The sequence below is a fragment of the uncultured Pelagimonas sp. genome (assembly GCF_947498515.1).
Lineage (GTDB): Bacteria > Pseudomonadota > Alphaproteobacteria > Rhodobacterales > Rhodobacteraceae > Pelagimonas.
Genome location: NZ_CANMKO010000008.1, coordinates 79603 through 104981, shown reverse-complemented (window position 1 = coordinate 104981; position 25379 = coordinate 79603). Strand labels below are relative to the sequence as shown.

At 56.7% G+C, this 25379-nt stretch carries 28 protein-coding genes, 1 tRNA gene and 1 riboswitch; of the genes, 23 read left to right on the top strand and 6 right to left on the bottom strand.

Annotated elements, in window-relative coordinates; translation table 11 throughout:
• Positions 1 to 76: 76 nt before the first annotated feature.
• A complete protein-coding gene (putA, locus tag Q1A43_RS15715; RefSeq protein ID WP_299936709.1) occupies positions 77 to 3493 on the bottom strand; it encodes a bifunctional proline dehydrogenase/L-glutamate gamma-semialdehyde dehydrogenase PutA in 3417 nt (1138 codons plus the stop codon).
• A gap of 134 nt (positions 3494 to 3627) precedes the next feature.
• On the opposite strand from putA, the gene Q1A43_RS15710 reads away from it, so the two are divergent.
• The 4 genes from Q1A43_RS15710 to Q1A43_RS15695 all read left to right on the top strand — a co-directional run bounded on the left by Q1A43_RS15710 (position 3628) and on the right by Q1A43_RS15695 (position 5164).
• Positions 3628 to 4098: an Lrp/AsnC ligand binding domain-containing protein gene (locus Q1A43_RS15710; protein WP_299922730.1), complete on the top strand. Its 471-nt coding sequence runs from the start codon at positions 3628 to 3630 to the stop codon at positions 4096 to 4098.
• A gap of 30 nt (positions 4099 to 4128) precedes the next feature.
• Positions 4129 to 4671, top strand: a complete 543-nt coding sequence (locus Q1A43_RS15705) for a hypothetical protein (protein WP_299936706.1) — start codon at positions 4129 to 4131, stop codon at positions 4669 to 4671.
• A 51-nt stretch (positions 4672 to 4722) separates the two neighbouring features.
• Positions 4723 to 4809, top strand: a tRNA-Leu gene (locus tag Q1A43_RS15700).
• Positions 4810 to 4834: 25 nt separating this feature from the next.
• Positions 4835 to 5164 carry a hypothetical protein gene (locus Q1A43_RS15695; RefSeq protein WP_299922734.1) on the top strand — a complete coding sequence of 110 codons (330 nt, stop codon included), beginning with the start codon at positions 4835 to 4837 and terminating at the stop codon, positions 5162 to 5164.
• Positions 5165 to 5182: 18 nt separating this feature from the next.
• Here the strand turns inward: Q1A43_RS15695 and irrA are convergent, their stop codons facing one another.
• Positions 5183 to 5599, bottom strand: coding sequence for an iron response transcriptional regulator IrrA (irrA, locus tag Q1A43_RS15690; RefSeq protein ID WP_299922736.1), 417 nt, complete (start codon positions 5597 to 5599; stop codon positions 5183 to 5185).
• A 200-nt stretch (positions 5600 to 5799) separates the two neighbouring features.
• On the opposite strand from irrA, the gene fabA reads away from it, so the two are divergent.
• On the top strand, positions 5800 to 6309 hold the full coding sequence (fabA, locus tag Q1A43_RS15685) for a bifunctional 3-hydroxydecanoyl-ACP dehydratase/trans-2-decenoyl-ACP isomerase (protein ID WP_299936704.1): 510 nt from the start codon (positions 5800 to 5802) through the stop codon (positions 6307 to 6309).
• A gap of 80 nt (positions 6310 to 6389) precedes the next feature.
• Here the strand turns inward: fabA and Q1A43_RS15680 are convergent, their stop codons facing one another.
• Positions 6390 to 7100 (bottom strand): NYN domain-containing protein, encoded by a 711-nt coding sequence (locus Q1A43_RS15680; protein ID WP_299936701.1) that lies wholly within the window; start codon positions 7098 to 7100, stop codon positions 6390 to 6392.
• A gap of 211 nt (positions 7101 to 7311) precedes the next feature.
• Here Q1A43_RS15680 and Q1A43_RS15675 point away from each other — a divergent pair, with 211 nt between their 5' ends.
• From Q1A43_RS15675 to Q1A43_RS15660, 4 genes are all read left to right on the top strand, one after another.
• Positions 7312 to 7686: a hypothetical protein gene (locus tag Q1A43_RS15675; protein WP_299922742.1), complete on the top strand. Its 375-nt coding sequence runs from the start codon at positions 7312 to 7314 to the stop codon at positions 7684 to 7686.
• A gap of 118 nt (positions 7687 to 7804) precedes the next feature.
• Positions 7805 to 9034 carry a beta-ketoacyl-ACP synthase I gene (gene fabB, locus Q1A43_RS15670; RefSeq protein WP_299922744.1) on the top strand — a complete coding sequence of 410 codons (1230 nt, stop codon included), beginning with the start codon at positions 7805 to 7807 and terminating at the stop codon, positions 9032 to 9034.
• An 8-nt stretch (positions 9035 to 9042) separates the two neighbouring features.
• Entirely contained in the window at positions 9043 to 9834 is a 792-nt protein-coding gene (locus Q1A43_RS15665) for an enoyl-ACP reductase (RefSeq protein WP_299936698.1), read from the top strand.
• Between the two features lie 14 nt (positions 9835 to 9848).
• On the top strand, positions 9849 to 10172 hold the full coding sequence (locus tag Q1A43_RS15660; RefSeq protein ID WP_299922747.1) for a hypothetical protein: 324 nt from the start codon (positions 9849 to 9851) through the stop codon (positions 10170 to 10172).
• Positions 10173 to 10235: 63 nt separating this feature from the next.
• Here the strand turns inward: Q1A43_RS15660 and Q1A43_RS15655 are convergent, their stop codons facing one another.
• Positions 10236 to 11105 (bottom strand): hypothetical protein, encoded by an 870-nt coding sequence (locus Q1A43_RS15655; RefSeq protein ID WP_299936695.1) that lies wholly within the window; start codon positions 11103 to 11105, stop codon positions 10236 to 10238.
• A gap of 166 nt (positions 11106 to 11271) precedes the next feature.
• Here Q1A43_RS15655 and miaB point away from each other — a divergent pair, with 166 nt between their 5' ends.
• The 8 genes from miaB (at position 11272) to metK (ending at position 19181) form a co-directional block, all read left to right on the top strand.
• The gene (gene miaB / locus Q1A43_RS15650; protein WP_299936692.1) at positions 11272 to 12597 is read left to right on the top strand and encodes a tRNA (N6-isopentenyl adenosine(37)-C2)-methylthiotransferase MiaB; all 1326 of its coding nucleotides are present in this window, start codon (positions 11272 to 11274) and stop codon (positions 12595 to 12597) included.
• Between the two features lie 218 nt (positions 12598 to 12815).
• Positions 12816 to 13415, top strand: a complete 600-nt coding sequence (locus Q1A43_RS15645; protein ID WP_299922753.1) for an OmpA family protein — start codon at positions 12816 to 12818, stop codon at positions 13413 to 13415.
• A 12-nt stretch (positions 13416 to 13427) separates the two neighbouring features.
• Positions 13428 to 13739 (top strand): hypothetical protein, encoded by a 312-nt coding sequence (locus Q1A43_RS15640; RefSeq protein WP_299922755.1) that lies wholly within the window; start codon positions 13428 to 13430, stop codon positions 13737 to 13739.
• A 146-nt stretch (positions 13740 to 13885) separates the two neighbouring features.
• Positions 13886 to 14857 (top strand): PhoH family protein, encoded by a 972-nt coding sequence (locus Q1A43_RS15635; RefSeq protein WP_299922757.1) that lies wholly within the window; start codon positions 13886 to 13888, stop codon positions 14855 to 14857.
• Positions 14858 to 14920: 63 nt separating this feature from the next.
• The gene (gene ybeY / locus Q1A43_RS15630; protein ID WP_299936689.1) at positions 14921 to 15427 is read left to right on the top strand and encodes an rRNA maturation RNase YbeY; all 507 of its coding nucleotides are present in this window, start codon (positions 14921 to 14923) and stop codon (positions 15425 to 15427) included.
• 13 nt (positions 15428 to 15440) lie between these two features.
• Positions 15441 to 16397 (top strand): hemolysin family protein, encoded by a 957-nt coding sequence (locus Q1A43_RS15625; protein ID WP_299922760.1) that lies wholly within the window; start codon positions 15441 to 15443, stop codon positions 16395 to 16397.
• Positions 16387 to 17913 carry an apolipoprotein N-acyltransferase gene (gene lnt / locus Q1A43_RS15620; RefSeq protein WP_299936687.1) on the top strand — a complete coding sequence of 509 codons (1527 nt, stop codon included), beginning with the start codon at positions 16387 to 16389 and terminating at the stop codon, positions 17911 to 17913. Before Q1A43_RS15625 ends, lnt begins: the two co-directional genes overlap by 11 nt.
• A gap of 37 nt (positions 17914 to 17950) precedes the next feature.
• Positions 17951 to 17999: riboswitch (SAM-SAH riboswitch) on the top strand.
• Positions 18000 to 18002: 3 nt separating this feature from the next.
• Entirely contained in the window at positions 18003 to 19181 is a 1179-nt protein-coding gene (gene metK / locus Q1A43_RS15615) for a methionine adenosyltransferase (protein ID WP_299922763.1), read from the top strand.
• Between the two features lie 76 nt (positions 19182 to 19257).
• Here metK and Q1A43_RS15610 read toward each other — a convergent pair whose 3' ends face one another.
• Positions 19258 to 19539, bottom strand: coding sequence for a DUF1330 domain-containing protein (locus Q1A43_RS15610; RefSeq protein WP_299936684.1), 282 nt, complete (start codon positions 19537 to 19539; stop codon positions 19258 to 19260).
• A 96-nt stretch (positions 19540 to 19635) separates the two neighbouring features.
• Here Q1A43_RS15610 and Q1A43_RS15605 point away from each other — a divergent pair, with 96 nt between their 5' ends.
• The 5 genes from Q1A43_RS15605 to cmk all read left to right on the top strand — a co-directional run bounded on the left by Q1A43_RS15605 (position 19636) and on the right by cmk (position 23931).
• The gene (locus Q1A43_RS15605) at positions 19636 to 20508 is read left to right on the top strand and encodes a LysR family transcriptional regulator (RefSeq protein ID WP_299936682.1); all 873 of its coding nucleotides are present in this window, start codon (positions 19636 to 19638) and stop codon (positions 20506 to 20508) included.
• A 60-nt stretch (positions 20509 to 20568) separates the two neighbouring features.
• Positions 20569 to 21282 (top strand): tRNA (guanosine(46)-N(7))-methyltransferase TrmB, encoded by a 714-nt coding sequence (locus tag Q1A43_RS15600; RefSeq protein ID WP_299936679.1) that lies wholly within the window; start codon positions 20569 to 20571, stop codon positions 21280 to 21282.
• A 153-nt stretch (positions 21283 to 21435) separates the two neighbouring features.
• Positions 21436 to 22791 (top strand): 3-phosphoshikimate 1-carboxyvinyltransferase, encoded by a 1356-nt coding sequence (gene aroA / locus Q1A43_RS15595; RefSeq protein WP_299936677.1) that lies wholly within the window; start codon positions 21436 to 21438, stop codon positions 22789 to 22791.
• Complete coding sequence (locus Q1A43_RS15590; protein WP_299922770.1) at positions 22788 to 23300, top strand: hypothetical protein; 513 nt, start codon at positions 22788 to 22790, stop codon at positions 23298 to 23300. Before aroA ends, Q1A43_RS15590 begins: the two co-directional genes overlap by 4 nt.
• Positions 23301 to 23310: 10 nt before the next feature.
• Positions 23311 to 23931, top strand: a complete 621-nt coding sequence (gene cmk, locus Q1A43_RS15585) for a (d)CMP kinase (RefSeq protein WP_299936675.1) — start codon at positions 23311 to 23313, stop codon at positions 23929 to 23931.
• Positions 23932 to 23955: 24 nt separating this feature from the next.
• On the opposite strand, the gene Q1A43_RS15580 is transcribed toward cmk, so the two are convergent.
• Positions 23956 to 24336, bottom strand: a complete 381-nt coding sequence (locus Q1A43_RS15580; RefSeq protein ID WP_299922772.1) for a helix-turn-helix domain-containing protein — start codon at positions 24334 to 24336, stop codon at positions 23956 to 23958.
• Positions 24337 to 24447: 111 nt separating this feature from the next.
• Between Q1A43_RS15580 and Q1A43_RS15575 the strand changes: the two genes are divergently transcribed.
• The gene (locus tag Q1A43_RS15575) at positions 24448 to 25083 is read left to right on the top strand and encodes an NAD(P)H-dependent oxidoreductase (protein WP_299922774.1); all 636 of its coding nucleotides are present in this window, start codon (positions 24448 to 24450) and stop codon (positions 25081 to 25083) included.
• Positions 25084 to 25379: the final 296 nt, after the last annotated feature.

Below are 25379 nucleotides of genomic sequence, written 5' to 3'. Positions count from 1 at the left end.
GCTTTGCGCGGGCGTCAAGCGCTATCGACTGGGTTGGTATCTGGGCGATGTCCTGCACCGCCCAGATGCATTTGGTTTATTCGTCGCCTGCCAAGAGTGAGGCATTGCCGCCCGCGGCGGTGGTGTCGATGCAGACATGGCGTTCGGCGCGCACATGCGCCTGATCCGGCATGTCAGTAATGAGCGAAAGGATCTGCCCAGGGCGGTCGGCCAAGGCGCGGCGATAGGGGCCCCCGGTGTCATCGTTGCCCCACCACAGCGCCCCTGAGAAACCAGAAAGCGTGGTAAGTGCATCAATTGGCAGCAGGCCGCGTGTCTCGATGGCAAAGCCGCCAAGGTCGCGAACCGCTTGTGCTTGTTTTGCGGCGTTTTCGGCACCCGGCCCAAGGCAAAGCACCGGGGGGCGGGGCATATGGCCGTGCTGATTGGATTCGCCCGTCGGGCCGGGCAATTCCTGTAAAACTGGCTCTGACTTGTCGCGCACGCCATTGAGCGCGGTTTGCACCCGATCCGCACTATCGTGGCCAGCCCAGTCACCGCTTTGGGACGCGGTGGCGACGTGGCGGAAGCGGTCAACATAGAACGGACCACCAGCTTTGGGGCCGGTGCCTGATAACCCTTCGCCACCAAAGGGTTGGCTTCCGACGATTGCGCCAATCTGGTTGCGATTGACATAGATGTTCCCGGCGTGAACCCGGTCTGTCACGTGTTGAACACGGTCATCAATGCGGGTCATCAACCCGAAGGTTAGACCATAGCCGGTGCCATTGATTGCATCGATCACAGTATCGATTTCATCGGCCTTAAAGGTTGCGACATGCAACACCGGGCCAAAGATTTCACGTTCAAGATCGGCAATGCCATCCACGCGGATCAAGGTCGGCGGCACGTAATATCCGGTTTCTGGCACAGCGCAGCGTTTGATTTCTCGACCTTCGCGGCGGGCCCTATCGATGTGGTCGATGATGCCAGCGCGGGCCGCATCGTCGATGACTGGCCCAAGGTCCGAACGCAGCTCCCACGGTGTTGCGGGCACCAGAGCGTCCATCGCACCGGTGAGCATCTCAAGGAAATCCTCGGCGATGTCTTCTTGAACATAAAGGCAACGCAGGGCCGAGCACCGCTGACCCGCCGATTGGAAGGCGCTTTCGACAATGGCTTGGACGGCCTGTTCAGGAAGGGCAGTGCTATCAACAATCATCGCGTTTAGCCCTCCGGTTTCCGCAATCAACGGTGTGCCGGGGGCCAGATTGGAGGCCACAGATTTATGAATAATCTGCGCCGTCTGGGTCGATCCGGTAAAGGCGACACCGGCAACTTGGCGTTGGCTTGTTAGGGCGGCCCCAACATCCCCGGCACCGGGGAGGAGTTGCAGCGCGGTCGCGGGAACTCCGGCCTCGTGCAGCAACTGAACCGCGCGATAAGCAATCAGGCCGGTTTGCTCGGCTGGTTTGGCCAAAACCGCATTCCCCGCCGCCAAAGCGGCCGAAATCTGACCGGTGAAAATTGCTAGAGGGAAGTTCCATGGTGAAATGCAGGCAAACACCCCGCGCGCCTCTGCCCCATCGGTTCGCGCGGCATAATAACGTAGGAAATCCACCGCTTCGCGCAATTCGGCAACCACATCGAGCATGGTTTTACCGGCCTCGCGATGTAGCAAGGCAAACAATTCGCCATAGTGCTGCTCATAAAGGTCTGCTGCGCGGTTCAAGGCGACGGCGCGTTCCGCTGGGGACGCGGCCCAAGGTAGGGCGGCCTGCGCCGCTAGGGCCACGATGTCCGGTGTTGCCCAGACAATATCGCCGACGCTTTCGGCTGGGTTCGCCGGATTGACCACAGGGCGCGATGGCCCCTTGGGGGTGTCTTTGGCGACAAGCGGATGGGCATGCCATTGGCTAGCATGAAACGGCTGACGCGCATCTTCGATTTGTTCAAGCGTTGGGCGGTCGCGAAGATCAAACCCGGCGGAGTTCGGTCGTTCGGGTTGAAACAAATCCGGTCCAAGGGTGATCTGCGCCTCTGACTTTGCTTCAAACGGATCGGCGGCCACCAGTTCCGGGGCAACGTCTTCATCGACAATCTGGTTCACAAAAGAAGAATTCGCGCCGTTTTCCAACAGGCGACGCACCAGATAGGCTAGTAAATCGCGATGTGCGCCGACGGGGGCATAAATCCGACACCGTGTCTGGTTTTGGTCTTTGACCAATTCATGAAGGGTCTCACCCATGCCGTGCAACCGTTGAAATTCATAGGCTTGTCCGGGTTCCGCCATCTGCAAAATCGCCGCAACCGTGTGGGCGTTATGCGTGGCGAATTGCGGGTAAATCCGGTCGCTCATGCTCAATAATTTGCGGGCATTGGCGATATAGGAAATGTCGGTGTTGGTCTTGGCGGTATAGACCGGAAAACCATCAAGCCCGGCCACCTGCGCCTTTTTGATTTCGCTATCCCAATAGGCCCCTTTGACCAATCGCACCATGATGCGCCGATCGTGTTGTTCGGCAAGCGTGTGCAGAAAATCGATGGTGGCCCCGGCCCGTTGGCCATAGGCCTGAACAACCACACCAAAGCCATCCCACCCGGCCAGCGATGGATCGCTTAGCACCGCTTCGATGACATCAAGCGAGATCGACAGCCTGTCAGCCTCTTCTGCGTCGATGTTCAACCCGATCCCAGCCGAACGGGCCAGGCCCGCCAAAGACCGTAGGCGCGGCACAAGATTTTGCATCACTGCATCGCGCTGCATTTCGTCGTAGCGGGCGAAAAGCGCGGATAATTTCACCGAGATGCCCGGATTTTCGCGAATATCGTCACTATGGGCGGCGTCTGCTATGGCCGAAATCGCACGCGAATAGGCAAGGTGATAGCGGCGGGCATCGGCCTCGGTGCGCGCGGCTTCGCCAAGCATATCATAGCTATAGGTGTAGCCGTTTGCCTCCATGGCGCTGCCGCGTTTCATCGCCGATTGAATGGTTTCGCCCAAGACAAACTGCGCGCCCATTTCCTTCATCGCGCGGGCGACGGCGGTGCGGATCACCGGTTCGCCCAAACGTTTGATCGCACCGCGCAAATGCCCGACGGGGCCGGGGGCGTCATCGTTCAAAACCTTGCCGGTCAACATCAAGGCCCAGGTCGAGGCGTTGACCAAAGGCGAGGTCGAGGCCCCCATGTGTTTGCCCCAATTGGACGGGGCGATTTTATCCTCGATCAGGGCGTCGATTGTGGTGGCGTCCGGAACCCGCAAAAGGGCTTCGGCAAGGCACATCAAGGCGATGCCTTCGTCGGTGGACAGGCCATATTCTGCCAAAAACACTTCCATCATGCCGGGTTTGGTCGATGATCGGATATCCCGCACCAATTGCGCCGCCTTCGTTGAAATCTCGATCCGTTCCGAGGCGCTCAAACTGGCCTGATTGCGCAGATGGGCCACCATCTCAGGTTCGGATGCATAGGTCAGGTCATCAACGCGGCTGCGCAGTTTGGATATGGGCATGGAATCCTCCGAAAGGGCCTTTGAGATGTCAAAGGTTGATGAATCCTGTGTAACCTATTTATTTCCATCTATTTCTCTGATATTGGCCAAAAAAGCAGGCGAACCGCCTTAGTTTTGATAAATGGACAGTCCAAATGGATCATATGAGCCTCGACCGATTTGATCGTGCGATTCTCACCACCTTGGCCGAAGAGGGGCGCATATCAATTGCGGATTTGGCGCGCCGGATCGGTCTTTCGAAATCTCCGACCCAAGCGCGCTTGCGGCGTCTAGAACGGGATGGGGCCATTCGTGGCTACCGTGCAATCCTCGATCCAATCCGCCTTGGCCTTGATCATGTCGCTTTTGTCGAGGTCAAGATGACCTCGACCTCCGAGGCGGCTTTGGCCAAGTTTAACCAAGCGGCGGCGGCCGTGCCCGAAATCGAACAAGTACATCTTATTGCAGGGAACTTTGACTACCTCCTCAAGGTGCGCACCGCCGACATGCGATCCTATCGACGGGTTTTGGCAGAGAAGATATCAACCCTGCCGGGGATGTCGGCCACCTCGACCTATGTCGCAATGGAAGCGGTCAAAGAGGACGGTCTCGCAGACGTGACTTGACGGATTGCTGATCTGTTGCACGATATCCGTATGATACGCACAGCTTTAATAACCATCTTTTGGGCTGGGGCCGCCGTTGCGGATGGCTGTCCCGAGGCACCAGACCATTCCGAACCCTTGCAAGGGTTGTATGTCCAACTTCAGCAAGTCGACGGCGACATGCAGGCGCGCCAAGTCTCTAACCAGATGTGGCAATATTGGGCCGATGCGCCCGATGAGGCCAGTCAGGAAATCCTAGACGAAGGCATGAAAGCGCGCGCCGCGTGGGACTTTCTAATGGCGATAGATCGGTTTGACGCGCTGGTCGCTTATTGTCCGTTTTACGCCGAAGGCTACAACCAACGCGCCTTCGTCAATTACTTGCGTCAGGATTATGAAGCCGCCTTGCCCGATCTTGAACGTACGCTTGAGATCAATCCCAAGCACTTGGGGTCTTTGTCGGGGCGGGCATTGACCCTGTTGGCGTTGGGGCGCGAAGTCGAGGGGCAAAAGGCCCTTCGTGAAGCGTTGGCGTTGAACCCGTGGCTGTCGGAACGGCATTTGCTAAAACCGCTCCCCGGACAAGAGCTTTAACCTTTCTGGGTCTTTACACCGACGACGGCCAAGCTATTGTCGCGCGCACTGGCCCGCGTGGTGGAATGGTAGACACAGGAGACTTAAAATCTCCAGGCTTAATAGGCCGTGCCGGTTCGAGTCCGGCCGCGGGTACCAGTGTTTATTTGTTGAAAGAATACGTATGCCGATCAGTGCTTCCAAATGGCGTGAAAGTCTTTTGGGGTTTTCTTTGGCTGTGGCGTTGCCTGTGATCTACGGGCTTCTATCTCATGGGGTGGGCGTAGAGCAGGCGCTAAATGGAGGTTTTACCGCTGTTTTCCTGCTTTTCGCACCGGTTTTGACCGTGTCTGAAAACCCTTGGCTTCTCTTGTTTGGGCTTGGCTTTTTGATCGGCCTTGGTGCCGCGTTCACCTATTTGAACGGGTGGATTTTGCGCTTGGTCTTTATGGTATTGGTCGTTTTGTGGATGTGCGTGGGGGCGTGGAGCGCCACCCAATACATTGCCATTTAAGGCTGTGCCTTGATTGCTTTAGGTTTTGCGCAACCGGATCACCACATCAACGGCGGCTATTTCCATACCTTCTGGGGCTTGCGGCAATTCGACGATTTTCAGCTGATCTGCCGAGGCATCAGTCAACTTGCCGCTGTCTTCCCAAAAGAAATGCGGGTGTTCGTGGGTGTTGGTGTCAAAATAGCTACGCGAGCCATCAACCGTTACCTCTTGCATCAAACCAGCCGAGCAAAACGCCTTGAGCGTATTGTAAACCGTGGCCAGCGACACCGGTTCGCCCATGGTCTTGGCACTTTCAAACAGGCTCTCGGCGGTGACGTGGCGATTTTGGCCATCGCCAATCAAAAGCGACGCCAAAGCAAGGCGTTGTCGGGTTGGACGCAGGTCCGATTTTCCGAGCCATTCTTTGCCGCGAGTCAGTGCCAGAGAGTTCATCAGGTGCCAGTTCCCATATGCTGCAGTCCTTATATAAGTCTGATTGGGGTATCTTTTCAAACGAATTTGCAGGTGCGCCTCACTCTCATCGCAAAGTGCCGCTTGGCGGCCCTGTGATTGTTGCCCTACTTGCTGGCATGCAAGGGCAGTGGTAGACGGGGTTTAAATAAGACAGAACAGAACAAAAGGGGCGTGTCCGCATGGCCGACTTTCCGACCAGCTTCAGCAAAGAAGACCTTCTAAAATGCGCCGCAGGCGATTTGTTTGGCCCGGGCAATGCCCAGCTACCAGCACCGCCTATGCTGATGATGGACCGTATTACCGAAATCTCGTCTGACGGTGGTGCACATGGCAAAGGCCATGTTTTGGCTGAATTCGATATCACACCGGACCTGTGGTTCTTTGACTGCCATTTCCCCGGCAACCCAATTATGCCCGGCTGCCTTGGTCTAGATGGATTGTGGCAGTTGACCGGCTTTAACCTTGGCTGGCGTGGCTGGCAGGGGCGCGGCTATGCGCTTGGCGTTGGTGAGATCAAGCTCAAGGCAATGGTTCGCCCCGAGGCGAAATTGCTGACCTATAAAATCGACTTCACCAAAGCCATCCAAACCCGACGTCTGACCATGGGTGTTGCCGATGGCGTCGTCGAAATCGACGGCGAATTGGCCTATGAAGTCAAGGACATGAAAGTCGCGCTGAGCGAAAGCTAAGTGAATATTTTCATCCGCTTAAATGATTTAAAAGAGGCCCGCGGGCCTCTTTTTTTGTCCAAGGACCTCAGCACCCCGATTTAGCCTGCCCTTTTGACTCTTAGCTCCGTCTCGGTCTTGTGCAGCTTGAATTGCGAAAGGCTGTTGATCAAATCGCTAAGCTTTTTGAATCCGAAACTGCGCGTGTCAAAATCCGTGTTTGCCGCCATGATCTGACTACCAAGACCAGAAAGCTTATAGCTATCACTGTCAGGGTCTATTTTATCCATGGCCGCATAGATCAGTGGCACAGCCTCTTGAGGTGATCGTTTGCCATTGAGTATCGCGCCACCGCTCCGGCGCGGTGTCTCTTCTACAATATTTTCCAGCAGAACAAACCGGTTACACACATTTCTCAGGCTTGCGGGTGTTTTGCTTTCTCCGATGCCAATCACATTAAGCCCGTGTTCCCGAATGCGGTTGGCCAAAGCCGTAAAATCGCTATCAGAGCTGACCAGGACAAAGCCATCAAAAATACCGGAATGCAGGAAATCCATCGCGTCAATGACAAGGCCAATGTCGCTCGAGTTTTTGCCTTTGGTATTGGCGGTGTTTTGATGCGCGACAAGCCCATGTTGATGCACTTGCTCGGTCCAGCCCTTTAGTTGGCCATTTGACCAATCGCCATAAACACGCCTAAGGGCGAGTTCCCCCAGCGTTCCAATTTCTTTCAAAATGGCCGTCGCAAATTTTGCCGGGATATTGTCGGCGTCAATCAGCACGGCAAGCCTCGGACGGTTTCTGGGCGTCATAAACATAACCTAATTTACATGCGTACAAAAATTTCTTTGCAGCCTATGTCGGAGAGCTTGCCAAGTATTTCAATCGGAAAGGACGATTTTTAAGAAACTCAAGAGGTTCTCCGGTTGTGCAAAGGGCCCTTGGACAAAGCACAGCGCCCTTTGATCTACGACATATTCGAGATTTACCATTTGTGCGATAATCGGGGCAGGAGGACACATTATGCGACAGCTATTATTGGTGCTTTTTCTGATTATCGGCCAGGTGGCCCATGCGGATTTCTTGTCAGACAATCGGGGCCATTGGGAGGGCAAGGGATACCTGCCATCCGGTCTTGAATGGCCGGTTTACATCGAGTTTCGATCAAACTCGGCCAAGGTTTACACGCCGGATGACGGGTGCGAGGCAAATTGGAGCTTTGAGCAGGTCACCAACAATCTGATCCGGGGGTGGGAACATGTTACCGTGGGAGCAGACCGGTGCTACGTCGGGCTCAAATTTGTCGTGACCCGTCATGACGCCAGCCGCATCAAGGTTGATTGGTTTCAGATGAACGGCATGCAAGTTGCCGAGGCGCTTCTCTGGCGGATCCAATAGTGCGAGCGGAGCTCATCAGAGTTTTTTGAACAGTGCAAGGTGGATGCAAATACCGCACCACCTTGCACCTTCCCCAAGCAATGCCCTACTAAGAGGCAAGCAAAATTAGGGAGGCCGCATGCGCCGTGTCGTCGTTACAGGTCTGGGGATTGTCTCCAGCATCGGGAACAATGCCGAAGAAGTTCTGGCATCTCTCAAATCCGGGAAATCCGGGATCACCGCCAATGAGGCGATGAAAGAACATGGGTTCCGCAGCCAGATCGCTGGCGATATCAACCTCAACCCAGCGGACCATATCGACAAGCGTACGCTGCGCTTCATGGGCCCCGGTGCGGCCTATGCCTATATCGCCATGCAACAGGCGATTGAGGATTCCGGTCTTGAGGAAAGCGACGTTGTGAACCCGCGCACCGGTCTTGTGGCTGGCTCGGGTGGCCCGTCCACCAGCGCCATGTTGGCCGCCCATCAGACCGTGTTGAAAACCGGCGCGACCAAGCGGATCGGCCCTTTTGCGGTGCCCAAAGCCATGTGCTCGACGGTTTCCGCCAACCTGTCGACCGCCTTTCAAATCAAGGGCATCAACTATTCCATCACCTCGGCCTGTTCGACGTCGCTGCATTGTATCGGCAACGCAGCCGAGCAGATCATGATGGGCAAGCAGGACGTGATGTTTGCCGGTGGCGGCGAAGAGCTTGATTGGACCCTGTCCTGTCTGTTTGACGCGATGGGCGCGATGTCCTCGAAATACAACGACACACCAGAGCGCGCGAGCCGCGCCTTTGACGCGGATCGCGACGGCTTTGTGATTGGCGGCGGCGGCGGTATCGTCGTGCTCGAAGATCTCGAACACGCCAAGGCGCGTGGCGCAAAAATCTATGCCGAAGTCACCGGCTATGGGGCCACCTCCGACGGCGCAGACATGGTTGCTCCATCTGGTGAAGGCGGCGAACGGGCAATGCGCGTGGCGCTGTCCACCGTGCCAGAAGGCCGCAAAGTTAGCTATATCAACGCGCATGGCACATCGACCCCGGTGGGTGATGTTGGTGAAATCGAAGCCGTCCGTCGGGTGTTTGGCGAAGGCTCGACACCTCCGGTCTCTTCGACCAAATCGATGACCGGCCACAGCCAAGGGGCGACAGGTGCTCAAGAGGCGATCTATTGCCTTTTGGCCTTGGAACATGACTTCTTGATCCCATCGATCAACGTCGAAACCCTCGACCCGGCGCTCAAGCCCGAGGAAATTGTGACAGAGCTGGTGGAAAACGCCGGGCTGGATTCGGTGATGACAAACTCATTTGGCTTTGGCGGCACCAACGGCTCGATGGTCATGTCGAAATTCAAGGATTGATTTGAAAAATGACCATTGATCTCAAAGGGAAACGCGGCCTCATCATGGGTGTCGCCAATGAACGCTCTATCGCTTGGGGCATCGCCAAATCCTGTGCCGAAGCCGGGGCTGAGTTGGCCTTCACCTACCAAGGTGAAGCCTTTGGCAAACGGTTAGAGCCACTGGCGGCCAGCGTCGGAAGTGACTTTATGGTTGATGTCGACGTCACCGACGACGCCTCGCTCGACACCGCGTTTGAACAGCTTGGCGCGCGTTGGGACAGCATTGATTTTGTTGTTCACGCCATTGCCTATTCCGACAAGAATGAGCTGACAGGGCGGATTTTGAACACCTCGCGCGAGAATTTCAAAAACTCGCTTGATATCTCGGCCTATTCTTTCATCGAAGTGGCGCGCCGCGCCCACCCATTGATGAAGGAAAACGGCGGCACCCTGTTGACGCTCACCTATATGGGCTCAACCCGCGTGACGCCGAATTACAACGTCATGGGTGTTGCCAAGGCGGCGCTGGAATCGACCACGCGCTATCTTGCCAATGATCTTGGTCCCGAAGGGATTCGCGTCAATGCGCTCTCACCGGGGCCGATGAAAACCCTTGCTGGGGCGGCGATTGGTGGGGCACGCAAAACCTATAAGCACACCGATCAAAACGCGCCTTTGCGTTCAAACGCGACGCTTGACGCGGTGGGCGGCACGGCGGTTTGGCTGATTTCCGATGCGGGTGCTTGCACCACTGGCGAAATTGTTCGGGTCGACGGCGGCTTCCATGTGCTAGGTATGCCGCAACAAGAGAATCTGTGATCTAGGGGGCTGTTATGCTGCGTTTTGTGTTGTCGAGTGTTGCCATGCTAGGCGTGGCGGGATGTATGCAAGGCGCGGCCCCCGATGCCAGTACGCCGTCAAGCGACGGTGTGGCGCGCAAATTGGCCAAAGGGGTGTCCCCGGCAGAGGCAGCCGTGGCCCTTGGCCCCGATGCCGGGTTCGAACGTAATCCCAACAATTGGGACGAAGCCTGCGTCAGCTATAACTACGGCTCCTCCGAGGCACCCAAATTTGTACATGCGGTGTTTGTGAATGACGCGATGACCCGGGCAACGGATGGGCATCTCGATATCTGTTCCTACGCCGAACAGGGGTAGGGGCACCGCCTCGCAAATTCCGTGCACGGAATTTGCAGCGCTTGCTACGCGGTTAGGGCAATGTCAAAACCATTGCCCAGGCTCGATCAGACCTAAATCCAGCAACTGACGGGAATGCCATTCAAACGGCGTTGAATTGTACCAGCGGAAACTACGGATATCAAAAGTTGATCCGGGATTGCGTTTCAAAGCTTTAGCGGTGCGAAACGACACAATCGCCGCCGTTAGGTTGTTGTGCCAAGGGCAGGTGTAGGTGTTGTATTCTTCGTCATCAAAGGTGTGGTCGTCGCGCATTTTCAAACCCGGTTTGGATTTGAACAAGGCCACGCGGTCAATTTTGCGCCGTTCAACGGGTACGTGTTCTTCGTAACGCCACCGCAAACCGCCAAAGAAATCGAGTTGCCGTTCCTTGGGGTAGTTGTTGTTGGCCGGGTCGGATCGGGCCAGAGCGTAATAGCCCGACCGATCCAGATGCGCATCGTCCAGCGACACAGCATTGGGGCATTTGTCGAGATCGCCGGCGTATAGGTCGACCACATAGGCCAGCATTGAATCGCGCCGCTCTTCGGTATGATAGCTCAACAACTCGCCCACCGTCCGCGTCTCGCAAAACGGATAGAACAGATATTCGGCGTTGTAGCAGTAATACATCCAGACGTTGGGGGCAGCTTCGATCACGGCGTTCATCGCGTCTGGCAGGGCGTTGTCCACCGTCATATCGTATTCGACCCGGTGCACTTTGTTTTCCAGATCGGGGGGTAAGGTGAACAGGGATGACATAAAGACCGTCACCGATGTGAACCCAGAATGCAGGTGATGGCGCAGGGTTGTACCCAGCTCTGCGTCATCTTCGGCAAAAACCAAGGCGATTGGCCCTTTGGCCAGCGCCGCGCCGCCGCGTTTGAGATAATCGTTGAGCCCGTCGTAATACATGATCTGCCTCTTTGCCGGGATTGCCCCGGAAATTTCTCCCAGAATCGGTGAAAATCTCGTGCATTGCAAGACAGGGTCTTTTTGCGTTATCTGCGGCCTCTGATCGGGGTGCGAATTTTTCGACGAAAATGGCCGCCCGCCCGCCAAAAACGCGACAGGACATGACATGACCGAGCCCAAGAAGCTTTTCATCAAGACCTATGGTTGTCAGATGAACGTCTATGACAGCGAACGCATGGCCGAGGCCATGGGCGGCGAGGGCTATGTTCAAACGGACACACCCGATGACGCGGACATGATTCTCCTCAATACCTGTCACATCCGCGAAAAGGCGGCGGAAAAGGTCTATTCCGAGCTTGGCCGCTACAAAGGCCTCAAGGCCGAAAAACCGGATCTCAAAATCGGGGTTGCCGGTTGTGTGGCTCAGGCCGAAGGCCAAGAGATCATGCGCCGTCAGCCAATGGTCGATTTGGTGGTTGGTCCGCAAAGCTACCACCGTCTGCCCGAGCTTGAGGCCAAAGCCCGCTCTGGTCAAAAGGCCTTGGATACGGATTTCCCCGAGGATGACAAATTCACCGCTCTGAAGTCACGCCCCAAAGCCAAGCGTGGCCCGACGGCGTTTTTGACCGTGCAAGAGGGCTGTGACAAGTTCTGCGCCTTCTGCGTCGTGCCCTACACCCGTGGGGCCGAAGTCAGCCGCCCCGCGACCCGCATCATGGATGAGGCGCGTGATCTGGTGGACCGCGGCGTGCGCGAGCTGACCTTGCTGGGCCAAAACGTCAACGCCTATCACGGCCACGACAAGGGCCTTGGTGGGTTGATCCGCGAATTGGCCAAGATTGACGGCTTGCAACGCATCCGCTTTACCACTTCGCACCCCAATGACATGGACGATGATCTCATTGCCGCTCATGGTGACTGTGACAAGCTGATGCCCTACTTGCATTTGCCGGTTCAGGCCGGGAGCGACAAGATCCTCAAACGGATGAACCGCGCGCACACAGCCGAGGAATACCTGAAGCTGATCGAAAGACTGCGTTCCGTGCGCCCCGATCTGCATCTGTCCGGTGACTTTATCGTCGGCTTTCCCGAAGAAACCGAAGCAGATTTCCAAGACACGCTCGACCTGATCAAAGCCGTTGAATATGGCTCGGCCTTTTCGTTCAAATACTCTGAACGCCCTGGCACCCCGGCCGCTGAACGCGCTCAGGTCCCCGAGGATGAAAAGAATGACCGCCTGCAGCGTCTTCAGGCCCTGTTGTCTCAACAACAGCGCGCCCTTCAAGACGCAATGATTGGTCGCGATGTTTCGGTTTTGATCGAAAAAGCCGGTCGCGAGCCGGGGCAGATGGTTGGAAAATCCGAATATCTGCACGCCGTTCATGTCCAAGCAGAAGGACAAGCCGAGGGAATCGCCCCCGGTGACATGATCCCGGTGCGAATCGTTTCGTCGGGTCGAAACTCACTAAATGGCGACGTACTCCCGCGCTAAACCCCTTAACAAGCCATTGTTTCGTAATGGCGAACAAGGTTATCCACAAGAAAGCATTAGGAATTCGGGAATTGTTTCCGATTCCGCGCCAATGAGTCGGCCTTTTCGCTTCACACGCGTGAATTGTTTGCTAATGTGTTGATTATAGTAAGTTTGCGTGTGCCGCTGCCAAATCGTGCGCGCGCAGTGGGGGAAACACAAACCAAGGGACAGTGGCTGTGGCTAATCGTATGACCAAAGCCGTCGGCGCAATCGCGCTGGCTGCTCTCGCTGGCATTTCGGCCGCCGCGCCGGCATTTGCCGATGTAGCGGGGCAAAAATCACCTTTTATTTCGACGCAAAACACGCGCACCATTCAGGGTGAGCAATATATTCCAGGTATCTGGATTGACCCGGATGGCTGCCAGCACTGGGTTATGGATGATGGTGTCGAAGGGTACATGTCACCGCGCACCGACCGCAAAGGCATTCCAGTCTGTAACCGCGGCAACGTCTGCGGCGTTATGAACTCTGACCAATTCTTTGCGACAGATAGCCACCGTATCTCGTCGTCGGGCAAACAGCGTCTGGCACAGTTCTTCAACGATGCCTCTGCGACCGCCTATATCATTGCCGGTCATACCGACAGCCGCGCCTCGGACAGCTACAACATGAAACTGTCCTACAATCGCGCGATGGCGGTTGCACAGGTTGCGCGCTCCACCGGGGCCAATATCTCGGACGTGCGTGGGTTTGGTGAGCGTCAACCCGTTGCCTCCAACGCAACGTCGACCGGCATGGCTAAAAACCGCCGTGTTGAAATCATCTGTATCCGCTAAGGGGGTCACACTATGAAACTGACGAAATTGGCCCTTGTGACCGGTGTTGCCGCTGCCTTCTTGGCGGGCTGTACCCCGATCGGACCGGACAAAAGCCTCGACCGTGGCCTGTTTGACAAAGATGACCTAAGCACCATGCATGCGGGTATCTGGGTTGATCCAAACGGCTGTGATCACTGGATCATCGACGATGGCGTCGAGGGTTACCTGTCGGCGCGTCTCGACAAATATGGCAAGCCTGTTTGCTCCGGTACCGCGCCTCCAACGGTTGCTACCGGCAACTTCAAGCAAGGGTCGACATCTATCATTGGTGACCCGCGCTAAAATCTGGATACTCCATCCTACAAAACGGCCGCGCAGCGTAATGCGTGGCCGTTTTTGATTCTATCCCCAGAAGAATGAACTACGACACTTGCGCATCGGCGCGTGGCTTGGCACCATATCTATGTATTTTGGCGCAGGAGACATGCGTGACCACTGGCCCATTGACCGAAGCTGTTCTTGAATTTCCCGACAACCGTTTGTTGATCGAACTTTGTGGGGAATATGACCGCAACCTGACTGACATCGAGGCGCGTACCGGGGTGCAAATCCTGCGTCGCGGCAATCAGCTTGCCATCCACGGTGTGCCCGAAGCTCAGGCTGAGGCAACTGAGGTGCTGCGCTCTCTTTATGATCGGCTCGAACAGGGGCGTGAGGTGAGCCATAGCGACATCGACCGCGAATTTCGGATGAGCGAAGAACCAGGCCCTGATAGCCAGATGGAAATGTCCATCGGTGAAAAGGTTGAGATTAAGACGCGCAAAAAGCTTATCGAGCCACGAACAGACGCGCAAAAGACCTATGTGAAATCGCTGTTCGAAAAAGAACTGGCCTTTGGCATTGGCCCAGCGGGGACCGGGAAAACCTATCTCGCGGTTGCGGTTGGGGTGAACATGTTGATCACCGGGGCCGTTGATAAAATCATCCTGTCGCGGCCGGCGGTCGAAGCGGGCGAAAAGCTTGGCTATCTACCCGGTGACATGAAGGACAAGGTCGATCCTTACATGCAGCCGCTTTATGACGCGCTGAACGACTTTGTGCCGGGCAAGCAACTGGCGAAAATGATGGAAGAGAAAACCATCGAAATCGCGCCCTTGGCCTTTATGCGCGGTCGGACATTGTCCAACGCCTTTGTGGTGCTGGATGAGGCGCAAAACGCCACCTCGATGCAGATGAAAATGTTCCTGACCCGTCTGGGCGAAGGGTCGCGGATGGTCATCACCGGCGACCGCACCCAAATCGATTTGCCGCGCGGTATGCCCTCGGGCCTTGCAGATGCAGAACGTCTCCTTGATCGTATCCCCGAGATTTCGTTCAACTATTTCACCGCCAAAGATGTTGTGCGCCATCCGCTCGTGGCCGCGATTATCGAAGCCTATGAAGAAGACGCCAAATCCTGATGGGCATTTCGTCTTGCCCGACAAATTCCGGGGGGGCGGGGGCTTGCCCTCGCATCTATCCGCATGACAACTGATACGGTTTTAGAAGACCCGCGTTGGCAAGAGGTCGATCTCATTGCGCTGGCCGAACAGGCCGAACAGGGGGTGTTTGCCCGGCTTTCACTTGATCCTGATAGCCACGAAGTGGTGGTCATGGGATGTGATGACAGCCGTATCAAGGAGTTGAACACAGATTTTCGCGACAAGCCGCGCGCGACGAACGTTCTCTCTTGGCCGTATGAGGACCTGTCCGCCGAAACGCCCGGCGAGTCTCCGCTCGCGCCCGAGGCCGAAGAGCTCGGTGATATTGCCATTGCCTTTGAAACCTGTCAGCGCGAAGCGCAGGAACAGGGCAAACCCATGGCCGATCACGTCACTCACTTGCTTGTTCATGGCGTGTTACATTTGTTGGGGTATGATCATATCCGTGACGAAGATGCCACGCTTATGGAACAGTTAGAGGTTGAAATACTTGGCAAACTCGGTCTGCCCGACCCATATAGAGGGGATACAGGGCCAGCCGGCCTATGATTGGTATGGATTGATGGGCGAAACAGACGGCTCGTCTAACGCAGCGCAAAGCGCGCGTGAGATGACACAATTGAATAAGAAACAGAGCGAAGGTGGCTTTTTCCACAAGCTTTTTGGCCGGTTAGGCGGTGCGCAGAATGTGGAAGATCCACAGCCTGTCAAACCCTTGCGAACCGTGTACCAACCTCCGACGCTTGGTTTGGGCAACCTGTCCCGGATGCGGGTCGAAGACGTTGCGATACCCAAAGCCGACATCGTTGCGGTGCAAAACACCATCACCAAAGAGGAATTGGTGAGCGTGTTTCGCGAATCGGGTCTGACCCGTTTGCCTGTCTATGACGGGACGCTCGACACCCCGATTGGCATGGCCCACCTCAAGGATTTTGCCCTAAGCCAAGGGTTCAATGGCGCAGGTGGCAGTTTTGACCTCAAGAAAATGCTGCGCCCGCTGCTCTTTGTGCCTCCGTCGATGCCGATTGGCGTTCTGCTTACCAAGATGCAGACAGAACGGCGGCATATGGCCTTGGTCATAGATGAATACGGCGGTGTTGACGGTCTCGTCACGATCGAGGACCTGATCGAACAGGTCATCGGTGAGATTGAGGATGAACACGACACCGATGAGGGGCAATACTGGACCAAGGAACGGCCCGGTTGCTACCTTGCTCTGTCGAAAACTCCGTTAGAGGAGTTTGAGGCCGAGCTGAGTATGCAGCTCACCGATCACGACGATATTGATGCCGAAGAGATCGACACGCTGGGCGGGTTGGTCTTTATGCTGGCGGGCCATGTGCCGACGCGGGGCGAAATCGTTCCGCACCCAGCGGGGCTAGATTTCGAAGTGGTCGATGCCGATCCGCGCCGGATCAAACGTCTGCGCGTTCGCTTGCCCGGTGTCGCGCGCGCCTCTGTCACCGCTCCCAAGCCCCCAGTTTCGGCCCCCAAAGCCGGGAATGCGCATGCCGACTAAGACGCAGGTGGCCACCCCGCCGCTGATCCGTTGGATACGCTTGCCGCTGGCCATTGCGGCGGGTGCGCTTATGGCGTTGGGGCTTGCGCCCTATGACCTTTGGTATCTTGGGTTGGCCGGGCTTTGCTCTGCGTTTTGGTTGTTTCGCGCCGCGCCGGTTGGTCTTTTTGCGGTCGGCACCGGCTGGGGCGTCGGCCTTGGCTATTTCGGTGTTGCGCTTGGCTGGATCGTCGAACCCTTCATGGTCGACGCGGCGGCCACTGGCTGGATGGCACCCTTTGCCTTGTTGGGCATGTCAGGGGGGCTGGCGCTCTTTTGGGCGCTGGCATTTTGGTTGGCGGGTCACAACGCCCGCTCACCGGCCATTGCTCTGGTTCTGACGTGGAGCGCCGCTGAACTGGCCCGCGCCTACGTCTTCACTGGTTTTCCATGGGCCTTGCTAAGCTATGTCCTCATGCCAACGCCGGCTATGCAATGGGTGTCGGTGTTTGGCCCTCATGGGCTGACATTCGCGCTCCTCTCCCTTGCTGCAATGATGGTCGGGGCGATCCGGTCAACCAGCAACCAGAGGCTTTTGGCGGGTGGGGCAGCCGTGACAGTCACGGTATTGTTTGGCGGCGGCTGGTTGCTCAGCCCGCCCATGCAAGACCTGAGCGACCGACCCTATGTCCGTCTTATTCAGCCAAATGCCGAACAGCACGAAAAATGGGATCCTCGCATGATCCCGGTGTTTTTTGAACGCCAACTCAAATTGACCGAGGCCTCCGCGATTGAGGGCGGGCAAAAGCCCGCGCTGATCGTTTGGCCGGAAACGGCACTGCCGGTGATGTTGGAACGCGCGGATGACGCGCTTGGCATGGTTGCTGATGCCGCCGCAGGTGCACAGGTCGTCGTTGGCCTACAACGCGGTGGGGAAGGAACCTATTTCAATTCTCTGGCGCTTTTGAATGGCGAGGGTCAGCTGGCCCAGGTTTATGACAAGCACCATTTGGTGCCGTTTGGTGAATACATGCCCGCGGCGGCGGTGTTCAAACGCTGGAATATTGCCGGTCTCGCGGCGCGCGCGGATGGCGGCTATACACCGGGTCCGGGGCCGACATTGCTTGAAATGGGCAAACTTGGTTTGGCGCTGCCGCTGATCTGCTACGAAGCGGTGTTTCCCCAAGACGTCTACCGCAGCCCGTCACGCCCGGACTTCCTTTTGCAGATCACAAATGATGCGTGGTTTGGCAAATGGTCCGGCCCCTATCAACACCTTGCCCAAGCGCGCATTCGCGCCATCGAACAGGGGCTGCCGATGCTGCGTGCCGCCAATACCGGGGTTTCGGCGGTGATTGATGGGGCAGGGCGTATCGTTGCAGACCTTGATTTGGGTGTTGCGGGCAAAGTTGATGCGCCTTTGCCAGCGCCCTTACGGGTAACGGTTTATTCACGCTTCGGGGATTTACCGACACTTATCTTATTAATCGTCTTGTGTATCGGCCTATTCAGGCCGAGGTTGCGCAAAACCGATTGACCTTTGTCGTGGCCCCGCCTAGGCGGGTCTTTATCTCAACCTGTCACAACGGCTTCCTGGCGTGACGGCGTTTAACCAATGGAGCACTCATGTCCCGACAGAACTACACTTTCACTTCGGAATCCGTATCCGAAGGCCACCCTGACAAGGTTTGTGACCGCATTTCAGACGCTGTTCTTGATGCTCTTATTGCCGAAGATCCGCTGGCACGCGTTGCGTGTGAAACCTTTGCCACAACCAATCGTGTGGTTATCGGTGGCGAAGTCGGATTGACCGATCAGGAAAAACTACACGACTATATGGGCAAAATCGATGCGATTGCCCGCGCCTGTATCAAAGATATCGGCTATGAGCAGGACAAGTTTCACCATGAAACTGTCGAAATCACCAATCTCTTGCACGAACAATCTGCGCATATCGCGCAGGGCGTAACGGGCGAGCAAGGCGACGAAGGCGCCGGGGATCAGGGGATCATGTTTGGTTACGCAACCAACGAAACCGACGCCCTCATGCCCGCGCCGATCCAATATAGCCACGCGATCCTGCGCCGTTTGGCCGAGGTGCGTAAAAACGGGATCGAGCCTGCGCTTGGCCCGGATGCGAAATCGCAGCTGTCCGTGAACTATGAAAACGGCAAGCCCGTTGGCATCAGCTCGCTTGTTCTCTCGACCCAGCACTTGGACGAGACCCTGAGCTCCAGCGATATTCGCGCCATTGTCGAACCCTATATTCGCGAAACGCTGCCTGATGGTTGGCTGACCGATGCCACCGAATGGCACGTGAACCCGACGGGCAAGTTTGTGATCGGTGGTCCAGATGGCGACGCGGGTCTGACCGGGCGCAAGATTATTGTCGACACCTACGGCGGCGCGGCCCCGCATGGCGGCGGTGCGTTTTCGGGCAAAGATCCGACCAAGGTTGACCGCTCGGCCGCCTATGTTGCGCGATATTTGGCCAAAAACGTTGTTGCGGCGGGGATGGCGGATCGCTGTACCGTGCAATTGTCTTATGCGATTGGTGTGGCCAAGCCTCTGTCGATCTATGTCGACACCCACGGCACCGGTGACGTCGAGGCCCGCGATATTGAAGCGGCGATCCCAAAGGTGATTGACCTGACTCCGCGCGGCATCCGTACCCATCTTGAGCTGAACAAGCCAATTTATCAGCGGACCGCAGCCTATGGCCATTTTGGGCGCGCTCCAGAAGCCGATGGCGGCTTTAGCTGGGAGCGGACCGATTTGGTGGACGCACTGCGCAAGGCGGTGTGACCCCAAATCTTTTGTAAAAGATTTGCAAATTCCGTGCACGGAATTTGGGCGCAGGTTTCACGACCTGCGCCCTTTTTCATCCGATCAACGTGATTTCACAGGGGCCGGATGCACGTCGCAAACTATGGATCGCCTCTAATTCCGGATCGTTGATCCAACCCATCGCGGCCTCGCGATCGGGGAACGATAACAAAACGGCGCGTCCCGGTGCTGGGGTATCGCCCTCAAGCCGGGTTGGTGTCGCGCTCATCGCTTCGGGCTTGGCCCCATATTTCGCTAGCGCGGCACCGGCTTGTTCGGCATAGGCGTCAAAGCTGTCTTGATCGGTGATGGTGAGTTGTACAAACGCATAGATCATTGTGATGTCCTGTTTCCTGAGGTGGGCCTGATGTAGGCCCCGCCGCAGCGTGCGAAAACGAGTGCTTTTGCATATTCTTCATGCGAAAAGGCACGTATGGATGCACATTGGGATGATTTGAAAACTGTTATGGTGCTGGTCCAGCGCCGCTCATTGGCCGAGGCCGCCAAAGTCTTGGGGATTAGCTACACCACCGTTGCGCGGCGTGTGACTCGGCTTGAAACGCAGTTGCAGCAAGGTCTGTTTATCCGCCAACCTGACGGGTATCAGCCAACCGAAGCCGGGCTTTTGGTGGCCAAACATGCCGAACAAATGCAAGCCGCCGAACATGATATGATGCGCGGGTTGACTGGCGGTGACACGCGTTTGCAGGGCAAGCTAACCGTCACCGCGCCGCAACTCATGATCGCCTATGTCTTTGCGCCCGTTCTTAAACAATTTCAAACGGCGCACCCGGCGGTCGACTTGCAAATTCGCGCCACCAATGATGTGCTTGATCTCACCCGGCGCGAGGCCGATTTGGCCATCCGTGTGAGCCGCAGTCCGGGGGATAGCCTAACGGGCCTGCGCCTCGCGGAGCAGGAAACCGCAAGCTTTGCAACGCAGGAGTGGGCAGACCGCTACCGCAGCAACCCGCAAGGCCCCATGGATTGGATCGTTTACGCCGCCCACAAATCGCTTCCTGAAATGGTGTTAGAGGCCGCGCCGGGATCGCGAATTTGTTTTCGCTTTGACGATATGGTGGCCATGGCCGGGGCCGCGCAAGCCGGGCTTGGCGTGGTGCGCATGCCGGTGTTTTTGGGGCGGGCTTTGCCGGGGCTTGTGCAGCTGCCGATCCTGCCGCCCCAGCCCTATGCCGATATCTGGGTTGTTGGGCACCCTGACGTCTGGCCCTCGGCGCGGGTCACCGCCTTTCGCGAGATGCTTGTGCCGTTCATGCGGGCCAAACGGGCGGAATTTGTCGGATAACGCGCCTACACGGGGCTCTGAAAGATTGCCATGCGCGCCCGCTCTGATAAAAGCGCCGCCATGACCACATCAAACAAACATCCCGGCGCGCCGTGGCGCAACTTCTATGGACGTATCAAGGGCAAGACCCTGAAACAGTCACAAGAGGCCTACCTTGACGAAGATCTCGCGGCTTTGTCGCCCGGTGCGATCGACTGGGACGACAACCCCGAACGTACGCCGCTTGACACAAAGGCGATGTTTGACGGCAAACCGGTTTGGCTGGAAATCGGCTTTGGGGGTGGCGAACACATGGTGCATCAGGCGGTGAACAACCCCGATGTCGGCATCATCGGATGTGAGCCTTATATCAACGGGGTTGCCATGTTGCTTGGCAAAATCCGTCAATCTGGCGCGACGAACCTCAAGGTGCATCCCGGCGATGTCCGCAACCTGTTTGACGTGCTGCCTGCGCAATCGCTCGACAAGGCGTTTTTGCTCTATCCCGATCCTTGGCCGAAAAAACGCCACCATCGTCGTCGTGCCGTGACGCCAGAATATCTCGACCCTTTGGTGCGGGCGCTTAAACCGGGGGCAGAGTTTCGTGTCGCCACCGACATTCCCGACTATGTGCGCCAAACCATGATCGAAGTGCCCAAGGCAGGTTTTGAATGGTTGGCGGAAGGGCCAAGCGATTGGCGCGACCCGTGGGGGGATTGGATTTCGACCCGCTATGAGCAAAAAGCGCTCCGCGAAGGCCGCGTGCCCCATTACATGACCTTTCGTAAGATTTAAGCGGGCAGGGGGCGCTGCCCCGTCTCAGCGAGGCTGAGACTCTCCGGGATATTTTGGGAAAGAAGAAACCAAAGGCGTGTTTCGTGACGCATGGACAGTGCGCGGGGCATGTTTTATCACTCCCGCGACCGCTAACAGGAAAGAATATTACCTATGTCCAGCCACGGTGACCCGATCCCGATGACCTCTCGCGCCTCTGGCCCTTTGATGGGTGAGGCGCATGTGCCGGGTGACAAATCGATTTCGCACCGGTCGCTGATCTTGGGTGCGATGACCGTTGGCGAAACCAAGGTCACCGGATTGCTCGAAGGGCAGGACGTTTTGGACACCGCCAAGGCGATGCAGGCCTTTGGGGCCGACATCGAAAAGCGCGATGGCACATGGTATATCAATGGCGTTGGGGTCGGAGGTTTTGCCGAGCCGGAGAACGTGATTGATTGTGGCAACTCCGGAACTGGTGTGCGTCTGATCATGGGGGCGATGGCGACCTCACCAATCACCGCGACCTTTACTGGCGATGCGAGCCTGAATGGCCGTCCAATGGCCCGCGTAACCGATCCGCTAGCGTTGTTTGGGACTAAATCCTATGGCCGCGCAGGTGGGCGTTTGCCGATGACAATTGTGGGCGCTGCCCAACCTATGCCGGTCCGTTACGAGACGCCGGTCCCCTCGGCGCAGGTGAAATCAGCCGTATTATTGGCTGGCTTGAATGCACCCGGTGAAACCGTTGTGATCGAAAAAGAAGCCACCCGCGATCATTCCGAACGGATGTTGGCCGGATTTGGCGCGACGATCAGCACCGAGCAAACCAATGAAGGGCGGGTGATCACCCTTCAGGGCCAGCCCGAGTTCAAACCGCAAACCATCATTGTTCCGCGTGATCCCAGCTCGGCGGCCTTCCCGGTCTGTGCGGCGATCATCACCGAAGGCTCGGATGTCTTGGTGCCCAATATCGGCCTGAACCCAACCCGCGCTGGATTGTTCTTTACCCTTCAGGATATGGGCGCAGACCTGACCTTTGAAAACATGCGCGAAGAGGGCGGCGAACCGGTTGCCGATCTACGCGCGCGCTTCTCTCCTGATCTCAAGGGGATCGAAGTGCCTGCCGATCGCGCCGCAAGCATGATCGACGAATATCCGATCCTCTCTGTGGTTGCGGCATTTGCGAGCGGCAAGACCCACATGCCCGGCGTCAAAGAGCTCCGCGTCAAGGAAAGCGACCGGATCGACGCCATGGCCATCGGGCTGCGCGCCGCCGGTATTCGCGTGGATGAGGGCGAGGATTGGTGGACAGTTCATGGCCTTGGTCACGGCAATGTGCCGGGTGGCGCCACCGCTGCAAGCCAGCTTGACCACCGCATCGCTATGTCGTTTCTGATCTTGGGCTTTGCCACGCAAAAACCGATGTCGGTTGATGATGGCGGACCAATCGCCACCTCTTTCCCAATCTTTGAAAGCCTGATGGGCGATTTGGGCGCTACGATCGAGCGTTCAGGAGCCGCGTCATGATGCGCGCCGCTCCGATCCTTGCTGCCCTGTCGGCATCGGTGTTCGGGGTGATGATTTGGTTGGTGGCGACAGTTTTGAAACCCCATGCCGACGGTTTGGCAACCTTTGACGAACGGTTTTTTGGCTATACTCTGCTTGATGCGCGCACCTACCTTGATGCGCTCGACAGTGTTGGCCGCGCCACCTATTTGGTTGAAATGCGGGCGCTCGATACCGTGTTCCCGGTGGTCTTTGCCATGTTGATTGGCCATCTGACCATGCGCTGTGCGGCGTGGATGCACCCTTGGTCGCGCATGATACTGGTGTTGCCGGTGGCGGGGTATGCGATCATGGATTTGGGTGAAAACGCCCTTGTTGCCGGGCTTTTGCACGCCGGGTCCGACGGGGTGACCGCCGACATGGTGTCGCTTGCGTCTGAATTCACCATCACCAAATCGGTTTTGTTTCTGATTTCACTGGTGCTTTTGGCGGTTTTGTGGCTAGTCGCGCGTCGAAAACAGAGCGCATAAGAGGCAGTTTATGGCGTTTACAATTGCAATCGACGGACCGGCGGCGGCGGGCAAGGGCACAATTTCCAAGGCCGTTGCGGCGCATTTTGGCTTTGCCCATCTCGACACGGGCCTGTTGTACCGCGCCGTAGGGGCCAAATTGTTGGCCGGAGTTCCGGCAATAGACGCAGCACTTGCGCTTGAGGCGGCGGACTTGGAACAGGGTGATTTGCTGCGCACGCCCGAGGTCGCGCAAGCGGCGTCAAAGGTTGCGGCGATCCCCGAAGTGCGGGCCGCTTTGGTCGATTTTCAGCGCGCTTTTGCCCGTCGGGCCGGGGGGGCTGTTTTGGATGGTCGCGATATTGGCACGGTGATTTGCCCCAATGCCGAAGCAAAACTATTTGTCACCGCCTCTGCTGAAACCCGCGCCCTGCGTCGCTTTGCCGAGCTGCAAGACAAGGGGTTGGCGGATGATTTCGCCACCGTTTTGGCCGACGTCAAAGAGCGGGATGACCGGGATATGAACCGCGCCGATGCGCCGTTGAAACCGGCGCAGGATGCGGTGTTGATCGACACCTCGGATCTGAGCATTGATCAAGCTGTGCAAACCGCGATCACCGCAATAGACGAGAAACGCGGCCAATCCTCGTAGTTTGGGCCGATAGGCTTGGGGGGCTTAGGCGCTCTTGGCCCGGTCTTCGACCTCGGCGTCAAATTTGGCGCGGGCGGCATCGATGCTCTTTAGGTTGTCTATTGCCCAGTATCCCATCGCCTTGACCGGTTCGCGGAAGGATTCCCCAAGCGGGGTCAGCGCATATTCAACCTTGGGTGGGATGGTCGGATATTGGGTGCGGCTCACCAGCCCGTCGCGTTCCAACTCACGCAAGGTCAGGCTCAGCATCCGCTGTGAAATCCCAAGATGACGTTTCAATTCGTTGAACCGCAAAACTCCGTATTGCGCCAATGAAATCACGATTAGAACGCTCCAACGGTCTCCGACACGCGACAAGACATCGTTGATACGTTGGCAATCGGGGCATTTTGCGGCGTCGGCCATGGGTGGTTCCCTTTTTGTGACCGGGGCACAAATTTGTGCCTTCTTGTTCCGGCATTAGTTCTGTTTATATAGCCAGTTACAAATTGATACCACCCCAAGGATGAAAAGACGATGACGTCGCTACTGGACAAACTGAACTGGCGCTATGCCACCAAAAAAATGGACCCGAGCAAAACGGTTCCCCAAGACAAGCTCGATCAAATCCTAGAGGCCATTCGCCTCGCGCCGACCTCATCGGGGACACAGCCCTTCGAAGTTTTCGTCGTCACTAACCCTGAAATCCGCGCCGAGATTCAGAAGGTCGCTTGGGATCAGGCACAGGTGACCGAAGGCTCGCATCTTTTGGTTTTTGCAGCCTGGGACAATTACACAGCGGATCGGATCGACGCGGTTGTTGACCAGATGGAAGACGAACGTGGCAAGAGCGAGATGCTAACTGGGTATTACGACAACCTGAAAAACACCTACCTGCCGCGTGACACCGACGTGAATCACAATCACGCCGCCCGTCAGGCTTATATCGCGCTGGGTTTTGCCCTTGCCGCGGCGGCCGAGCTTGAGGTCGACAGCACACCAATGGAAGGGTTTGACCCTGACAAGGTCGACGAAATTCTGGGTCTGCGCGAAAAGGGGCTGCGCTCCACCACGCTTTTGCCATTGGGCTATCGTCAAGAAGACGCCGATTGGCTGGTGAATATGAAGAAGGTGCGTAAGCCGAGCAAAGGTTTCATCACTGAAATCGCTTAAATCGCCAATCACCTGACCCAAAAGGTCCAAATCGGTCAGACCAAAAACCTTGGTCTGACCTTTTTCTTAAACAAAAATCCGTTTCAGCCGCTGATTTTTATTCGGCAGAGGTGCCCGCGTCGGTCGCGTGCACAGCGTAGTTCCAGAAACCGGTCGGGCGCGCAGGCTTCCGTTGACCGCGCCATCTACCTTGTAAACAAATGCCGCGCCGCATTCCGCCATTAACGTTCTACCAACCAAGGGCGCGATGAAGCACATGGGGGGCTTCTCCATTGATGCGTCTGTGGTGCTTTGGC

Excerpts from the sequence above, each read along its gene's own strand:
- putA (WP_299936709.1), bottom strand. The coding sequence starts at position 3,493 with ATGCCCATATCCAAACTGCGCAGCCGCGTTGATGACCTGACCTATGCA.
- Q1A43_RS15710 (WP_299922730.1), top strand. The coding sequence starts at position 3,628 with ATGGATCATATGAGCCTCGACCGATTTGATCGTGCGATTCTCACCACC.
- Q1A43_RS15705 (WP_299936706.1), top strand. The coding sequence starts at position 4,129 with ATGATACGCACAGCTTTAATAACCATCTTTTGGGCTGGGGCCGCCGTT.
- Q1A43_RS15695 (WP_299922734.1), top strand. The coding sequence starts at position 4,835 with ATGCCGATCAGTGCTTCCAAATGGCGTGAAAGTCTTTTGGGGTTTTCT.
- irrA (WP_299922736.1), bottom strand. The coding sequence starts at position 5,599 with ATGAACTCTCTGGCACTGACTCGCGGCAAAGAATGGCTCGGAAAATCG.
- fabA (WP_299936704.1), top strand. The coding sequence starts at position 5,800 with ATGGCCGACTTTCCGACCAGCTTCAGCAAAGAAGACCTTCTAAAATGC.
- Q1A43_RS15680 (WP_299936701.1), bottom strand. The coding sequence starts at position 7,100 with ATGACGCCCAGAAACCGTCCGAGGCTTGCCGTGCTGATTGACGCCGAC.
- Q1A43_RS15675 (WP_299922742.1), top strand. The coding sequence starts at position 7,312 with ATGCGACAGCTATTATTGGTGCTTTTTCTGATTATCGGCCAGGTGGCC.
- fabB (WP_299922744.1), top strand. The coding sequence starts at position 7,805 with ATGCGCCGTGTCGTCGTTACAGGTCTGGGGATTGTCTCCAGCATCGGG.
- Q1A43_RS15665 (WP_299936698.1), top strand. The coding sequence starts at position 9,043 with ATGACCATTGATCTCAAAGGGAAACGCGGCCTCATCATGGGTGTCGCC.
- Q1A43_RS15660 (WP_299922747.1), top strand. The coding sequence starts at position 9,849 with ATGCTGCGTTTTGTGTTGTCGAGTGTTGCCATGCTAGGCGTGGCGGGA.
- Q1A43_RS15655 (WP_299936695.1), bottom strand. The coding sequence starts at position 11,105 with ATGTATTACGACGGGCTCAACGATTATCTCAAACGCGGCGGCGCGGCG.
- miaB (WP_299936692.1), top strand. The coding sequence starts at position 11,272 with ATGACCGAGCCCAAGAAGCTTTTCATCAAGACCTATGGTTGTCAGATG.
- Q1A43_RS15640 (WP_299922755.1), top strand. The coding sequence starts at position 13,428 with ATGAAACTGACGAAATTGGCCCTTGTGACCGGTGTTGCCGCTGCCTTC.
- ybeY (WP_299936689.1), top strand. The coding sequence starts at position 14,921 with ATGACAACTGATACGGTTTTAGAAGACCCGCGTTGGCAAGAGGTCGAT.
- Q1A43_RS15625 (WP_299922760.1), top strand. The coding sequence starts at position 15,441 with ATGGGCGAAACAGACGGCTCGTCTAACGCAGCGCAAAGCGCGCGTGAG.
- lnt (WP_299936687.1), top strand. The coding sequence starts at position 16,387 with ATGCCGACTAAGACGCAGGTGGCCACCCCGCCGCTGATCCGTTGGATA.
- metK (WP_299922763.1), top strand. The coding sequence starts at position 18,003 with ATGTCCCGACAGAACTACACTTTCACTTCGGAATCCGTATCCGAAGGC.
- Q1A43_RS15610 (WP_299936684.1), bottom strand. The coding sequence starts at position 19,539 with ATGATCTATGCGTTTGTACAACTCACCATCACCGATCAAGACAGCTTT.
- Q1A43_RS15605 (WP_299936682.1), top strand. The coding sequence starts at position 19,636 with ATGGATGCACATTGGGATGATTTGAAAACTGTTATGGTGCTGGTCCAG.
- Q1A43_RS15600 (WP_299936679.1), top strand. The coding sequence starts at position 20,569 with ATGACCACATCAAACAAACATCCCGGCGCGCCGTGGCGCAACTTCTAT.
- aroA (WP_299936677.1), top strand. The coding sequence starts at position 21,436 with ATGTCCAGCCACGGTGACCCGATCCCGATGACCTCTCGCGCCTCTGGC.
- Q1A43_RS15590 (WP_299922770.1), top strand. The coding sequence starts at position 22,788 with ATGATGCGCGCCGCTCCGATCCTTGCTGCCCTGTCGGCATCGGTGTTC.
- cmk (WP_299936675.1), top strand. The coding sequence starts at position 23,311 with ATGGCGTTTACAATTGCAATCGACGGACCGGCGGCGGCGGGCAAGGGC.
- Q1A43_RS15580 (WP_299922772.1), bottom strand. The coding sequence starts at position 24,336 with ATGGCCGACGCCGCAAAATGCCCCGATTGCCAACGTATCAACGATGTC.
- Q1A43_RS15575 (WP_299922774.1), top strand. The coding sequence starts at position 24,448 with ATGACGTCGCTACTGGACAAACTGAACTGGCGCTATGCCACCAAAAAA.